At 69.3% G+C, this 15660-nt stretch carries 10 protein-coding genes; 5 read left to right on the top strand and 5 right to left on the bottom strand.

The annotated features are described in order from the left end of the window. Positions 1-64: 64 nt before the first annotated feature. Positions 65-2638, top strand: coding sequence for a DNA mismatch repair protein MutS (gene mutS / locus FOY91_RS05910; RefSeq protein WP_145149159.1), 2574 nt, complete (start codon positions 65-67; stop codon positions 2636-2638). Here the strand turns inward: mutS and FOY91_RS05905 are convergent. Further along, complete coding sequence (locus FOY91_RS05905; RefSeq protein WP_162527149.1) at positions 2616-3467, bottom strand: DUF4349 domain-containing protein; 852 nt, start codon at positions 3465-3467, stop codon at positions 2616-2618. The genes mutS and FOY91_RS05905 overlap by 23 nt on opposite strands. 94 nt (positions 3468-3561) lie before the next feature. On the opposite strand from FOY91_RS05905, the gene FOY91_RS05900 reads away from it, so the two are divergent. Then, entirely contained in the window at positions 3562-6321 is a 2760-nt protein-coding gene (locus FOY91_RS05900) for a [protein-PII] uridylyltransferase (protein WP_145149106.1), read from the top strand. 34 nt (positions 6322-6355) lie between these two features. On the opposite strand, the gene FOY91_RS05895 is transcribed toward FOY91_RS05900, so the two are convergent. The 4 genes from FOY91_RS05895 to FOY91_RS05880 form a co-directional block, all read right to left on the bottom strand. Further along, positions 6356-9166 (bottom strand): TonB-dependent receptor, encoded by a 2811-nt coding sequence (locus tag FOY91_RS05895; protein ID WP_145149104.1) that lies wholly within the window; start codon positions 9164-9166, stop codon positions 6356-6358. A gap of 256 nt (positions 9167-9422) precedes the next feature. After that, on the bottom strand, positions 9423-9962 hold the full coding sequence (gene infC, locus FOY91_RS05890; RefSeq protein WP_145149101.1) for a translation initiation factor IF-3: 540 nt from the start codon (positions 9960-9962) through the stop codon (positions 9423-9425). Positions 9963-10050: 88 nt separating this feature from the next. Beyond that, positions 10051-12066, bottom strand: a complete 2016-nt coding sequence (gene thrS, locus FOY91_RS05885; protein ID WP_145149099.1) for a threonine--tRNA ligase — start codon at positions 12064-12066, stop codon at positions 10051-10053. Positions 12067-12201: 135 nt separating this feature from the next. Continuing rightward, positions 12202-12759: an opacity protein gene (locus FOY91_RS05880; protein WP_145149097.1), complete on the bottom strand. Its 558-nt coding sequence runs from the start codon at positions 12757-12759 to the stop codon at positions 12202-12204. A gap of 202 nt (positions 12760-12961) precedes the next feature. Here FOY91_RS05880 and FOY91_RS05875 point away from each other — a divergent pair, with 202 nt between their 5' ends. The 3 genes from FOY91_RS05875 to FOY91_RS05865 form a co-directional block, all read left to right on the top strand. Beyond that, complete coding sequence (locus FOY91_RS05875; protein WP_145149095.1) at positions 12962-13714, top strand: 16S rRNA (uracil(1498)-N(3))-methyltransferase; 753 nt, start codon at positions 12962-12964, stop codon at positions 13712-13714. Positions 13715-13755: 41 nt separating this feature from the next. After that, entirely contained in the window at positions 13756-15129 is a 1374-nt protein-coding gene (locus tag FOY91_RS05870; RefSeq protein ID WP_145149093.1) for a glutamate--cysteine ligase, read from the top strand. 22 nt (positions 15130-15151) lie between these two features. After that, positions 15152-15660, top strand: a 509-nt coding sequence (locus FOY91_RS05865; protein ID WP_145149091.1) for a (2Fe-2S)-binding protein, incomplete at its 3' end; no start/stop codon positions are given.

The following is a 15660-nucleotide window of genomic DNA, read 5'->3' as shown; positions in this document are numbered from 1 at the left end:
CGCCATGGCCGGAAAGACCCCAGAAAAGGATATCCCCGCGAGCACCGCCGCGGCGATGACGCCGATGATGCAGCAATATCATGCGCTGAAGGCACAGAGCGCCGATTGCCTGCTGTTCTACCGCATGGGCGACTTTTTCGAGTTGTTCTTCGACGATGCGAAGGCCGCCGCCGCCTGCCTCGACATCGCGCTCACCGCGCGCGGCGAGCATGGCGGCAACGCGGTGCCGATGTGCGGCGTGCCGGTGCACGCGGCCGAGGGCTATCTCGCCCGCCTCATCAGGGCCGGCCACCGCGTCGCCATCGCCGAACAGGTGGAAAGCCCGGCGGAGGCCAGGAAGCGCGGCGGATCGAAGGCGCTGGTGGAGCGCGCGATCGTGCGGGTGATAACGGCGGGCACGCTGACCGAGGAGGCGCTGCTCGATGCGCGGACCGCCAACTGGCTGGTCGCCGTGGCCGAGGCCGGCGGCATGGCCGGGGTGGCGGCGGCCGACATCTCCACCGGCCGGTTCGAGATCGCGACGGTGCCGCTGGCCTCGCTCGATGCCGAACTCGCCCGGCTCGGCCCGGCCGAGATCGTGGTGCCGGAAACGCTGGAGGCGGCGCCGGCGGGCGCGATCCCCTTCTCCCCGCGCGCGTTCGACAGTCTCGCCGCGGAAACCCGGCTGAAGGCGCTGTTCGGTGTCGCCACGCTCGACGGCTACGGCCGGTTCGAGCGAGCCGGGCTGGCGGCGGCGGGCGGGCTGCTCGCCTATCTCGATCGCGCCGGGCAGGGCGCGCTGCCGCTGATGCAGCCGCCTGTGGCGCGCGCCACCGCCGACCACATGCTGATCGACGCGGCCACGCGCGAAAGCCTGGAACTCACCTGCGCCACCGGCGGCGGGCGCAAGGGCAGCCTGCTCGACGCGGTGGACCGTACCGTGACGGGTGCGGGCGCGCGGATGCTGGCGGCCGATATCGCCGCCCCCCTCATGGATCGCGCCGCCATCGAGGCGCGGCTCGATCTGGTTCAGCGGTTCGAGCGGGATCCTGGGTTGCGCGAGGGATTGCGTTCGGCCCTGCGCGCCGCCCCCGATATCGGCCGCGCGCTGGGCCGGCTGGCGGCGGGGCGCGGCGGCCCGCGCGATCTGGGCCAGTTGCGCGACGGGCTGGGTGAGGCGCGGACGCTGCACAAGCGGCTCGCCTCGCTCGACGATCGCCCGCCGCTGCTGGACGAGACGGCGGCGCGGCTGGCCGGCCACGGCGCGCTGATCGACCTGCTGGCCCGCGCGCTCGTGCCGGTGCCGCCGGTCGATGCCGCGCAGGGCGGGTATATCGCCGAGGGCTATGATCCCGCGCTCGACACGCTGCGCGCCACCGGCGGCGAGGGGCGCCGCGCCATCGCCGGGCTGGAGGCGCAGTATCGCGCCGCCACCGGCATCGCCGGCCTCAAGATCCGCCACAACGGCGTGCTCGGCTATCACGTCGAGGTGCAGGCCAGGCACGCCGATGCGCTGATGGCGGCGGACAGCGGCTTCACCCACCGCCAGACGCTGGCCGGCGTCGTCCGCTTCAACGCCGCCGACCTGCACGAGCAAGCCTTGCGCGTCGGCCAGGCGGGCGCCCACGCGCTCACCGCCGAGGCCGCGCATCTGGAGGAGTTGACCGCCCTCGCGCTCGCCGCCCCCGCCGCCATCGCCGCCACCGCCGATGCGCTCGCCCGGCTTGATGTGGCCGCCGGGCTGGCCGAACGCGCGGCGGAAGGCGGCTGGGCACGCCCCGGCTTCACCGGCCATCCCTGTTTCGAGATCGCCGGCGGCCGCCATCCGGTGGTGGAGAGCGCGGTCGCGGCATCGGGTGGTCGCTTCGTCGCCAACGACTGCGCGCTCTCCGAGGAGTCGCGGCTGTGGCTGGTGACGGGGCCGAACATGGGCGGCAAATCCACCTTCCTGCGGCAGAACGCGCTGATCGCGGTGCTGGCGCAGGCGGGCAGCTACGTGCCCGCCACCTCCGCCACGCTGGGGCTGGTCGATCGCCTGTTCAGCCGGGTGGGCGCGTCGGACAATCTGGCGCGCGGCCGTTCCACCTTCATGGTGGAGATGGTGGAGACCGCGGCGATCCTCGCGCAGGCGACGCCACGCAGCTTCGTCATCCTCGACGAGGTGGGGCGCGGCACCAGCACCTATGACGGCCTCGCGATCGCATGGGCGGTAGTGGAGGCGGTGCACGACATGAACCGCAGCCGCTGCCTGTTCGCCACCCATTACCACGAACTGACCCGGCTGGCGGAACGGCTCGACGGGCTGACCCTCCACCATGTGCGCGCGCGCGAATGGAAGGGCGATCTGGTGCTGCTGCACGAACTGGCACGCGGCCCGGCCGATCGCAGCTACGGCCTCGCCGTCGCCAAGCTGGCCGGCCTGCCGCCGCCGGTGGTGGCGCGGGCGAAGGCGGTGCTGGCGAAGCTGGAAAAGGGCCGCGCCGCCACCGGCGGTCTCGCCGACGGGCTGGACGACCTCCCCCTGTTCGCCGCCGCCGCTGCCGCCACGCCCCCGCCTGATCCCCTGCGTGCGCTGCTGGCGGAGATCGACGTGGACGCCCTCTCCCCCCGCGATGCGCTCGACCGCCTGTATGCGCTCAAGCGGGCGGCGGAGGAGTGATTCGGGCGTCGTCGCTGATCCGCCGACGCCGCCGCAACCGTCGCACGCCATAAGCGATCGCGCCCGCCAGTACCGCCCACGGCACCACCACCACGGCCAGCTGGAGCAACAGCGCGAGGCTCTGGCCGAAGAACGATCCCATCGTCGCTAGCGTCGGGCGCAACGGCCCGAAGACGCCGCCGTCCCCGGCGACATAGCGCACCTCGACGGTGGACATCGCCACCCGTCCGCGCGCCTCGGCCAGCCAGGATCGGGCGGCGTCGATCTCCTCCTGCACGGCGGCCACCGATCGCTCGGCGGCGACGAGATCGGCGACCGGACCGGTCCGCGTCCGCAGCAGTTCCATCAGCCGGTCGGCCAGCGCCTGACGGGCGCGCAGCCGCGCCTCGGTATCGACGATCTGTTTCGAGAGATCCTCGGCGGCGATGCTGCTGTCTGCCTCGCTGCCGCCCGACCGCGCCGCGGCAGCCGTCAGCGCCCGGCCGAAGGCACGCGCGGCCGGCGCGCTGACCGCCAGCGTGAGCGACCCCGATGCCGACGCGGTGTCGTCGCTCTCCCGCTGCATCCCGATCACGCGACAGCCTGCCGGACCGAGCCGGTCGCACAATGCGATGTGGCGATCCTGCAGCGCCGCGATCTCGCCGGACGGCACGCGATAGCTGTAGCCAAAGGTATAGGCGATCTGCGGCACGCTGACCTTGATCGCGGATGCCGCCGCCGCGCCGCCGGGCGGCAACGCTTCCTTGGCGACGGTCGTCCCTTCCGGCGCCTTGCTGCACCCACCGAGCAACAGCACCGTCATCGCCGCAGTGCAAAACCCCCGCCGCATATCGTCTCCCCCGCCCCGCGAACGCACAGCATAGCGGGACGGACGGCGATGGAGATACTCGCTTTTGACGCACCCCGCGCCTATCTTCCCCCCCATGCCCGCACGCTTCGAAACCCTGCCCAACCGCCGCGCCATCATCGATCGCCGCGTCATCGCCGATGCGCTCGGGTCGATCCCCGCCGGCGATGCCGCCGCCATGCGGCAGGCGGCGACGCCGGTGCTGCGCGGTGCGCTCGATCGCGGGCGGGCGGAGATTGCCGGGCGGCTGGCGGCACACCCCACGCGGGGACACGACGTCGCTGCCTCCTACGCCTTCCTCACCGATCAGCTGCTGCGGTTGATCTATGATTTCACCACCCTTCGCCTCTACCCGCAGAACAACCCCACCGCCGCCGAACGGCTGACGCTGATGGCGGTCGGCGGCTACGGGCGCGGCGAGATGGCGCTTCATTCCGACGTCGACGTCACCTTCATCACCCCGTGGAAACAGACCGCGTGGGGCGAGCAAGTAATCGAGTCGATGCTCTACGCCTTGTGGGATCTGGGGCTGAAGATCGGCCACTCCACCCGCTCGCTCGACGATCTGGTCCGCATGGCCAAGAGCGACCTGACGATCCGCACCGCGCAGCTGGAAGGCCGCTTCGTCTGGGGCGACGAGCGACTGTACGACGAGGCATCGAAGCGATTCGACCAGGAGGTGATGGCCGGCACCGCCCGCACCTTCGTGGCGGAAAAGCTGGCCGAGCGCGACGCGCGGCACAAGCGCATGGGCGACAGCCGCTACGTGGTCGAGCCGAACCTGAAGGAGGGCAAGGGCGGCCTGCGCGACCTGCACACATTGTTCTGGATCGGCAAATACGTCCACCGCGTCCGCTCGAAGGGCGAACTGGTCCACAAGAAGCTGCTCTCGCCGACCGAGCTGCGCCGTTTCCAGCGCGCCGAGAATTTTCTGTGGGCGGTGCGCTGCCATCTGCACCTGATCGCCGGGCGGCCCGAGGAGCGGCTGACCTTCGACGTGCAGCGCGAGGTGGCGGAACGGATGCGCTACGCCAACCGCCCGGGCCGTTCGTCGGTCGAGCGGTTCATGCAGCACTATTTCCTGACGGCCAAGCAGGTGGGCGACCTGACCGGCGTGTTCCTCGCGCATCTGGACGAGGAGTTCGCCCAGCGCGGCCGGCGCTTCGCCCTGCCCACGCTCAAGCGCAAGCCGCGCAATCTCGACGGCTTCATCTTCGATCGCGGGCGGCTGAACGTGCCGTCCGACGAGTTCTTCCGCGAGGATCCGGTCCGCCTGATCGAGATGTTCGCCGTCGCCGACCGCCACGGGCTGGAAATCCACCCCGTCGCGATGCGGCAGGCCACGCGCGACGTGCGGCTGATCGACAATCAGGTGCGGCGCGACCCCCGCGCCAACGCGCTGTTCCTCGACGTGCTGGCCAGCCGCAACGACCCCGAGAACGCGCTGCGCTGGATGAACGAGGCGGGCATCTTCGGCCGCTTCGTGCCCGATTTCGGCCGTGTCGTGGCGCAGATGCAGTTCGACATGTACCATCATTACACCGTGGACGAACATTCGATCCGCGCGATCGGCCTGCTGTCGGCGATCGAGAAGGGCGAGCTGGAAACCGATCACCCGCTCGCCAGCGGCATCTTCCGCCGCATCATCTCGCGCCGGGTGCTCTACGTGGCGGTGCTGCTCCACGACATCGCCAAGGGGCGTGGCGGCGATCACAGCCTGCTGGGTGCCGAGGTGGCGGAGACATTGTGCCCGCGCTTCGGCCTCACCCCGGCCGAGACCGAAACGGTCGCCTGGCTGGTGCGCTATCACCTGCTGATGTCCGCCACCTCCTTCAAGCGCGACCTTTCCGACTTCAAGACCATCCTCGATTTCGCCGAGGTGGTGCAGAGCCCGGAACGGCTGCGGCTGCTGCTGATCCTGACGGTGGTGGATATCCGCGCCGTCGGCCCCGGCGTGTGGAACGGGTGGAAGCGGCAGCTGCTCTCCGACCTGTACGAGGCCGCCGAGGAGGTGCTGCGGCTGGGCCACAAGCAGAAGGGCCGGCGCGAGCGGATCGACGCCAAGCAGACGCGGCTGCGCGAGGTGCTGGGCTGGGACGAGGCGCGGTTCGACGCCTATGTCCGCCGCCTGCCCGATGCCTATTGGGTAGCCGAGGCGTTCGACATCCTCGAACGCAACGCCCGGCTCATCACCGGGGCGCAGACGGAGAACCGCCCGCTTTCGATCGCCGCGACCGCCGATCCCGAGCGCGGCGCCACGCTGGTGACGATCTACGCCAGCGATCACCCGGGGCTGTTCTATCGCATCGCCGGCGCCATTCACCTGGCCGGCGCCAGCATCATCGATGCCCGCATCCACACCACGCGGGACGGCATGGCGGTGGACAATCTGCTGGTGCAGGATCCGTTCGGTCAGCCGTTCGACGACCCCGACCGGCTCGCCCGGCTGCGGCTGACGATCGAGGATGCGCTGGCCAACCGCAACCGCATGGCCGATCGCCTCGCCGCCAAGCCCTCGCCCCGCACCCGCGCCGAGGCGTTCGAGATCGAGCCTAACGTGCTGATCGATAACCGCGCCTCCAACCGCTACACGGTGGTGGAGGTGAACGCGCGCGACCGGCCGGCGCTGCTGAATGCGCTGGCGCTGGCGCTGTTCCAGTCCAAGGTGACGATCCATTCGGCGCACATCGCCACCTATGGCGAGCGCGCGGTGGACGTGTTCTATTTCACCGACCTGATCGGCGACAAGGTGACCAACGCGGCCCGGCTTAAGGCGCTGGAACGCCGCCTGCTGGAAGCCGCGTCGGGTACGGTGGCGGAGAGGGCGGCGGCCTGAGCCGGCCGCGCGCCCCCGGCCAGCCTCCCGCCGGTCAGAACTTCGTCCGCACCGTCACGCCATAGGTGCGCGGTTCGGCGAGGAACGCGCCGTACAGCCGGTTGGTCGAGGTCTGCAGCCCGCGCGCGACCGAGATCGTGTCGCCCAGCCCCTGCGTCGGCGCGTTGAACGCGACCTGCGTGTAATCGGTATCGAAGATGTTCTGCCCCCAGAACTCCAGCGCCCACGCACCGTCTTCACCGGTCAGGCCGACGCGGGCGTTGACCGTGACGAAGCCGTCCTGCCGCTTCTCGAAGAACAGGTCGGAGCCGGTGTTGATGTCGCTCTGGTAGCGCATGTCGGCATAGATCAGCCCGCGCAGGCCACCCGTGCCCAGCGCCGGCGTCCACCCCGCGCCGGTGGTGACGGTATAGACCGCCGAGTTCGACACGCGCGCGCCGGGCAGGTTGACCAGCGAGGTGGGCAGTGGCCGCCCGAACGCGCCGGCCAGATCCTTCTTGTACTTCGTCTCCGCCCGGGTGAAGCCGATGTTGACGTTGAAGTCGGGCGCGGGGCGGATATAGGCCTCCACCTCGATGCCGCGGCTGCGCACCCCCGGCTTCAGCTTGCCGGTGCACGCGCCAGAGGCGGTAGCGGCGGCCTCGGCGGCGCTGCCGCTGTTGCCGGTGTCGCTGTCCGCCCCCGATCCGCCCGCCAGCGCCGTGCAGCCGTTGATGTTCTCGACGATGAAGTTGACGCCCTGGAAGTTGTTCAGCTGGAAGTTCTTGAACTCCTGCTGGAACAGCGCGACGTTCAGGTCGAACCCGCGCCCGTTGAACTTCGCGCCCAGCTCATAGGCGTCCACCTTCTCGGACTGGAACTCCAGCTGGTTCAGGTCCGGCGCGGTCAGGCTCAACACCGATCGATCGAGGTTGAAGCCGCCCGCCTTGTAGCCCTTGGAGTAGCTGGCGTAGGTGAGCAGGTCTGGCGTCGGCTTCCAGCTCAGCACGGCGGTGCCGGTCCACTCGTCCTCCTTGCGGCGGCGCTCGGGCAGCGTGCCGTTGAACCCGGTGAGCACGCCGTACAGCGCGGAGGCGGGCGCGAGTGCGGTAATGCCGTTGGCCGCCTGCGTCGCCCCCGCCCGCAACGCGGCCCCCGCCGCCGTGGCGGGCGCGTTGGCGGCGAGCGTGCGCAGCGCCACGATCGCGTTGCCCAGCTGCGCCGTCGCATTGCCCGCCGGCACCGTGGAGGTGAAGTTCGCGTTCAGCGTCTTGCGCTCGTTGGTGTAGCGCGCGCCCAGCGTCAGCGAGAGCGTGTCCGTCACATGGATCACGTTGTGGGTGAAGAAGGCGAAGTTGCGGCTGCGCTGGCGGTAGCGATCGTCCTGCCCGGTATTGGAATAGGTGGCGATGTTCGGCACCAGCGGTGCGATCTGGCCGATCAGCGCCGTGGGCAGCCCCCCTTGGGCCAGCCCGGCCGAAAGGAAACCGCGCAGGTTGGAAAAACCGGGGAACTGCGCGCCGCCGCCGCCCAGTTGCACCTGCCGGGTGATGTAGCTGTCGAAATCCTTGCCGAAGCTAAGCGCGGAGCGGACATCGAGCTTCTCGCTGGCGTAATAGCCGCCGACCAGCCAGTCGAGCTTGCCGGCGAACGCCTCGCCCTGCAGCCGCAGTTCCTGCGTGAAGGTGCGGAAGCGGATGAAGTCCCGCCCGTCGTCAGGCCGGTAGAGCAGGTCGACGCTGCTGAAGTCGGCATCCTGCCCGCGCGTATAGTCGTTGTTGCGATAGGCCGTGATCGAGGTGAGCGCCGCGCCGCCGAGATCGTAGTTCACCTCGCCCGAGAGGCCGTAATCCTCGACATCCTGCCGATAGCTACGACCCGGCGATACCGAGGCGCGACGGTCGTAAGGCCGGTCGTTGATGAAGCCGCCGAGACTGCGCAGCACCGCCGCCGTGGACGACGGGCCGGTGACGAGCTGGCCGCTGGCGTTGCGCGACACATCCCGCGTGGGCAGGTACACACCCGCGCAGCATTCCTCGTTCTTGCGTGAATAATCGCCGATCAGGCGGAACGAGAGTGCTTCGGTCGGCTCGAACAGCAGCTGCCCGCGCACGATGTAGCGGTCGCGGTCGTTGAACCGGCGGCCGGTGCTGCCGCTGTACGGGCCTTCCTTCAGGAAACCGTCGCGCTTCACGTACACGCCATCCAGCCGGTAGGCGATCTTGCCGGGCACGATCGCGCCGGTCAGGCCGAGCTGGCCGCGCCAGTAATCGTAATTGCCGTAGCTCAGTTCGGCGGTGCCCGCCTCCTCGTAGCTGGGCTTGGCGGTGATGACGCTGATGAGGCCGGCAGAGGCGTTGCGGCCGAACAGCGTGCCCTGCGGCCCGCGCAACACCTCGATCCGGTCGATCGCGCCGAGCTCGGTCAGCCCCACGCCGGTGCGCGAGCGATAGACCCCGTCGATGAACAGCGCGACCGAGCTTTCGAGGCCGGGATTGTCGCCCACCGTGCCGATGCCCCGGATCCGCGCGACCGCGCCGCCCGCATCGGAGGTGGTGGACGAGACGAGCAGCGACGGCGACAGCTGGTTGAGCGCGCGGATGTCGGTCGCGCCCGATCGTGTCAGCGTATCCCCCGATACGGCGGAGACGGCGATCGGCACGTCCGACAGCGCCTCGTTGCGGCGGGTGGCGGTGACGATGATATCGCCGTTGTCCGTGGCGGCATCGACGACGGCGGGCGTAGCGGCGACGCCCCCGCCCTGCTCCGTCGGACCTGGCGTGCCCCCCTCGGTGGCAACCTGCGCCTGTGCCGGCAGCGCGACGCCGGCAAGCATGGTGCCCAGCAGCCAGAATGACTTCGACATGCTATCCCCCCGATATATATTCTGATTACGGCCAACGTGCATCACCCGCGCGCCGCTTGCCAGCCCCAATCGCATCCCCCGGCCGGGTCTAGCCCGCCCGCCGGGGGGTCGCCACCCAAAAGCCGGTTTCCGTAGCGGAATATCATGGACGGCGGCGGAGGACGGAACGGGGCCAATCACGATCCACCGGCATGAAAAAAGGGAGCCGCCGCAGCGACTCCCTCTCCTGTTCGTCAGCGATCCGTGCCGTCGCGGCTTATTTGGGCGCGAGCACCATCAGCATCTGCCGGCCTTCCATGCGCGGATGCTGCTCCACCTTGGCAACCTCCGCGATATCGGCCTGCACGCGCTGCAACACCTGCATGCCGAGCTGGCCGTGCGCCAGTTCGCGACCACGGAAACGCAGCGTGACCTTGACCTTGTCGCCCTCGCCGATGAACTCGTTCACCTTCTTCATCTTCGTATCATAATCATGATCGTCGATGTTCGGACGCATCTTGATCTCCTTGATCTCCTGCGTCTTCTGGCTCTTGCGGGCGAGGTTGGCCTTCTTCTGGGTCTCGTACTTGAACTTGCCGATATCCAGGAACTTGGCGACGGGCGGATCGGCATTCGGTGACACCTCGACGAGGTCGAGGCCCACTTCCTGCGCCTGCTCCATCGCTTCGCGCGTGTACATCACGCCCAGATTCTCGCCGTCCCCATCGATCACCCGGACCTTGGGCGACTGGATGAACTCATTGTATCGGGGGCCGTTCAGCGGCATCGGCGGCTGGCCGAGCGGGCGGCGCATCATGGGCGGACGTATAGCAACTTCTCCAGTCGTGGCGGTTCAGGGGGGCGGTATAGTCCTTCGCGACCGAATTTTGAAGATGCAGCATCCATCATGCCGCGGCGACGAGATCCGGCGGCGTCGCCTCCGCCGTCAGCAGCGCGATCGCCTCGTCCAGCGTCATCACCTGCTGGTTCTGGCTGCCCAGCCGGCGGATCGCCACCTTGCCTTCCTCGGCCTCACGCTTGCCGACCACCAGCAGCGCCGGCACCTTGGCCAGCGAATGCTCGCGCACCTTGTAGTTGATCTTCTCGTTGCGCAGGTCCGCCTCCACCCGCAGCCCGGCGGCCGCCAGCTTCGCCACGACTTCGCCGGCATACTCGTCGGCGTCCGATACGATCGTCGCCACCACCGCCTGCACCGGCGCCAGCCACAGCGGGAAACGGCCGGCGTGATGTTCGATCAGGATACCGATGAACCGCTCGAACGTGCCCAGGATCGCGCGGTGCAGCATCACCGGGCGATGACGGTTGCCGTCCTCGCCGACGTAGCTGGCGTCCAGCCGCTCGGGCAGCACCCGGTCGGACTGGATCGTGCCCACCTGCCACGTCCGCCCGATCGCGTCGGTCAGGTGGAATTCCAGCTTGGGCGCGTAGAAGGCGCCCTCGCCGGGCAGTTCCTCGAACCCGGCCTTCACCGCATCGCTGAGGTTGGCCTGCATCACCGCCTCGCGCAGTTCCGCCTCGGCCTTGTCCCACATCGCATCAGAGCCGAAGCGCTGTTCCGGCCGCAGCGCCAGCTTCACCGCATAGTCGGAAAAGCCGAGATCGCGATACACCGCGTCCAGCAATTCGCAGAACCGCTGCACCTCGGGAATGAGCTGGTCCTCGCGCACGAAGATGTGGGCGTCGTCCTGGGTGAACTGGCGCACGCGCATGATGCCGTGCAGCGCACCATGCGGCTCGTTGCGGTGGCAGCAGCCGAATTCGGCCATGCGGATCGGCAGGTCGCGATACGATTTGATGCCCTGCTTGAAGATCAGCACGTGCGCCGGGCAGTTCATCGGCTTCAGCGCCATCAGGTCGCCCTCGCCGGAAAGGACCGCGCCCTCGTCCGCCGTGTTGGGCACCTCGTCCGGCACCACGAACATGTTCTCGCGATACTTGCCCCAGTGGCCGCTCTGCTCCCACTGGCGGGCGTCCATCAGCTGCGGCGTCTTCACCTCGGCATAGCCCGATCCGTCGAGCCGGCGGCGCATGTACGCCTCGAGCTGGCGCCACAGCACGAAGCCCTTGGGGTGCCAGAACACCGACCCCTGCGCCTCGGACTGGAGGTGGAACAGGTCCATCTCCTGCGCGATCTTGCGGTGATCGCGCTTGGCGGCCTCCTCCAGCCGGGTCAGGTGCTGGTCGAGCTGCTTCTTGCTCAGCCAGCCGGTGCCGTAGATGCGGCTGAGCATCGCGTTCTTCTGGTCGCCGCGCCAGTAGGCGCCGGACACGCGGGTGAGCTTGAAGGCGGCGGGATCGAGCTTGCCGGTGGAGGGCAGGTGCGGGCCACGGCACATGTCCAGCCAGGCATCGGCGCCGCTGCCGGCGCGATACACCGTCAGCGCCTCGCCCTCGGGCAGTTCGGCGGCCCATTCGGCCTTGAACGTCTCGCCTTCGGCCCGCCAGCGCGCGATCAGATCCTCGCGCTGCCATTCCTCACGCACCAGCGGCTCGTTGCGGGCGATGATCGCGCGCATTTCCGCCTCGATCGCGGGCAGATCCTCCTCGGTGAACGGGCGGTCCTTCGGCGCGAAATCATAATAGAAGCCGTCGTCGGTGGAAGGGCCGAAGGTGATCTGCGTGCCCGGGAACAGATGCTGCACCGCCTCGGCCAGCACATGCGCGTAATCGTGGCGGGCCAGTTCCAGCGCGTCCGCCTCGTCCTTCGCCGTCACCAGCGCCAGCGTGCCGTCCGCCTCCAGCGGGCGGTTGAGGTCGCGCAGCTCGCCATCCACCCGCGCGGCCAGCGCCGCCTTGGCGAGGCCGGGGCCGATCGCCGCCGCGATGTCCGCCGGGGTGGTGCCGGCCGCGACTTCGCGAACGGAACCATCGGGCAGGCTGATCTTGAGCATCGCGGACATCGGGGAACTTCCAGGCAGAAAGGGAACGCGGGCTTATGCCCGCGCGGCGCATATAAGCAAAGCGGCCGGGGTGTCGCCACCCCGGCCGCTCGTTTGCCCGGTCGTGGCGACGACCGGGCTGAAGGAGTGAACCCCTTACAGGTGGAAGACGAGGCCGGCCATCGGGCGGACCGAGTCGAAATCATAGGTTTCGGCCTGCAGGCGCAGACGCACGCCCGAGTTGCCGGTCAGGCCGCCAAGACCGATGTCCTTCGGGCCGACTTCGAGGCCGACGCCGTAGATCCAATCGCTGCGATCGGCGAAACCACGGTTGCCCTTGCCGTTGACCCACTGGTAGCCGGCCGAGGCGTAGATCATGCCGCTGTCACCGGCGCGCGCGCCGATCCGGCCCTTCACGCCATATTCCCAATCGATGTCCTTGAAGCCCTTGGTGGCGTTGCCTTCGGCACCGACGAACACCGGCCCGAGCGGCACGTTCACGCCGGCGATCCCGCTGATGAGGGCGCCATCCATACGGCCGCGACGACCGCTGGTGCCGAACTCGCTGAGGCGATCGAACGAGTGGTAGCCGCCGAGCACGCCGACATACGGCTCGATGCCGAAGGCGGGGGTGCCGTCCGGTGCGGTGTCCTGCGCCATTGCGGCGGTCGGCAGGGCAGCGAGGGCGAGGGCCGCGAGAAAGAACGTCTTCATAAAAGCGCAAAGCTCCAGATTTACTCGCCGGATTGATCGGCCGCGTGCCGCTCCGTGCGTAGGGGATGAACCAAGCCAGGTCGGGATTGTTGCGTCGCACTTGGAACTTCCCGGCGCTGTTGCCGCATTGCAACACTCGGCCTGCCCCCTCGCATCATGGCGGAGGGATGACGCCGCCCCCCGCCGGCGATACATCGGGGGCATGACCGCCACTCCCGCCTGGCCGCCCGCCAGCACCCCTCGCCTCTTCGTTGAAACCCCGCTGCACGAAGGCGCCGCGATCGTGCTGGAGGGCGCGCAGGCGAATTATCTCGGCGCGGTGATGCGGCTGAAACCCGGCGCGCCGGTGCGATTGTTCGACGATGCGAGCGGCGAATGGCTGGCCGAGGTGGCGGATGCGGGCAAGCGCCGCATGACGCTGGCCGTCACCACCCGGCTTTCTCCGCGCGAGACGGTGCCCGACCTGTGGCTGCTGGCCGCGCCGATCAAGAAGGGGCGGATCGACTGGCTGGTGGAGAAGGCGTGCGAGCTGGGCGTCGCCCGCGTGCTGCCGGTGTTGACGCAGCGCACCGTGGTGGACCGCCTCAACCTCGATCGCCTGCGCGCGCATATGATTGAGGCGGCGGAACAATGCGGCCGCACCGCGCTGCCCGCGCTCGACGAGCCGCGTCCGCTGCGCGAGGCGTTGCGCGACTGGCCGGCCGAGCGGATGCTGATCCACGCCGACGAGCAGGGCGGCGCGCCGCTGGCCGATGTCGCCCGCCCCGGCCCGGCGGCGATCCTGATCGGCCCCGAGGGCGGCTTCACGGCGGAGGAACGCACGCTGATCGCCGCGATCCCGGCGGCGCGCGGCGTGTCGCTGGGGCCACGTATCCTGCGCGCCGATACCGCCGCCGCCGCCGCCGTGGCGGTATGGATGGCAGCGGCGGGGGACTGGAAACAGCCGGCAACATAGGCGCTGGCGAAGCCCCCGCCGCGACGCTATGGGCGCAAGGCATGAGCACCCGCACGGCCGGCGACGGCGAAGATCCGCAGATCGAAACGCGCGAGGATCTCCTCGCCATCTTCGCGAAGGGCGAAAAGCCCGTCGAACGCTGGCGGATCGGCACCGAGCACGAGAAGTTCGTCTACTTCCGCGACGATCACCGCGCCCCCTCCTACGAGGAGCCGGGTGGCATCCACGCGCTGCTGATCGGCCTGACGAAATACGGCTGGGAGCCGATCTACGAGGGCGGCAAGATCATCGCGCTGGGCGGGCCGGACGGCAACGTCAGCCTGGAACCGGCCGGGCAGCTCGAACTGTCCGGCGCGCCGCTGGAAAACCTGCATCAGACCTGCGCCGAAACCGGCCGTCATCTGGAGCAGGTGAAGGCCATCGGCGACCGCCTCGGCCTGGGCTTCCTCGGCCTCGGCATGTGGCCGGACAAGACCCGCGCCGAGCTGCCGATCATGCCCAAGGGCCGCTACAAGATCATGCTCGATCACATGCCGCGCGTCGGCACGATGGGGCTGGACATGATGCTGCGTACCTGCACCATCCAGACCAACCTCGATTATGCGAGCGAGGCGGACATGGTGAAGAAGTTCCGCGTCAGCCTCGCGCTGCAACCGCTGGCCACCGCGCTGTTCGCCAACTCGCCGTTCACCGAGGGCAGGCCCAACGGCTTCCTCAGCTACCGCAGCCACATCTGGACGGACACCGACCCGCACCGCACCGGCATGCTGCCGTTCGTGTACGAGGACGGCTTCGGCTACGAACGCTATGCCGACTACATGCTCGACGTGCCGATGTACTTCGTGTTCCGCGACGGCGGCTATGTCGATGCCGCCGGCCTCAGCTTCCGCGATTTCCTGAAGGGCGACCTATCCGTCCTGCCGGGCGAGAAGCCGCTGTTCGGCGACTGGACCGATCACCTCTCCACCGCCTTCCCCGAAGTGCGGCTTAAGGGCTATCTGGAGATGCGCGGCGCCGACGGCGGGCCGTGGGGCACCATCTGCGCGCTGCCCGCCTTCTGGGTGGGGCTGCTTTATGACCAGACCGCGCTGGATGCGGCCTGGGATCTGGTGAAGCACTGGACGATCGAGGACCATCACCGCATCCGTGCCGAGGTGCCCCGCCTGGGCCTGGCCGCGCGTGGCCCGCGCGGCCGCACCTTCCAGCAGCTCGGCAAGGAGGTGCTCGCCATCGCCGACGCCGGCCTCGCCGCCCGCGCCCGCCTGAACGGCATCGGCGACACCGAACAGGGCTTCCTCGATCCGCTGCGCGAGATCGTGGCAAGCGGCAAGGTGCCGGCCCAGCGCCTGCTCGACCGCTACCACGGCGAATGGCAGGGCGACCTGTCGCGCGTGTACGACGAGATGAGCTATTGAGGGCCGCCGGGAGGACAGGCGCATGACCCGCTTCACCGTCAACGGGCAGGCCGTCCATTACCGCATGGACCCGGCCACCCCGCTGCTGTGGGCGCTGCGCGATGCCTCCAACCTCACCGGCACGAAATACGGCTGCGGCGCGGGATTGTGCGGCGCCTGCACCGTGCATGTCGACGGCGTGGCGCAGCGATCCTGCCAGATCGCGATCGGCGCGATCGAGGGCAGTTTCGTCACCACGATCGAGCATCTCTCGGGCGATCGCGGCCACCCGGTGCAGCAGGCGTGGATCGCCGAGGCGGTGCCCCAGTGCGGCTATTGCCAGTCCGGCATGGTGATGGCGGTGGCCGCGCTGCTGGAGAAGAACCGCAACCCCACCGATACGGACATGGACGCGGCGATCACCAACATCTGCCGCTGCGGCACCACCCCGCGCATCCGCCGCGCCATCCGCCGCGCGGCGAGGGTGATGGCCGGGGTGGAGGAGATCGCCGCCGCCCCGCCCCCCGGCATCACCCCGGCCGGCCTTCACGT

It is taken from the genome of Alterirhizorhabdus solaris (genome assembly GCF_007785815.1).
GTDB classification, from domain to species: Bacteria; Pseudomonadota; Alphaproteobacteria; order Sphingomonadales; family Sphingomonadaceae; genus Alterirhizorhabdus; species Alterirhizorhabdus solaris.
The sequence above is the reverse complement of the archived record's forward strand: the minus strand, read 5'-3'. Positions and strand labels throughout refer to the sequence as shown.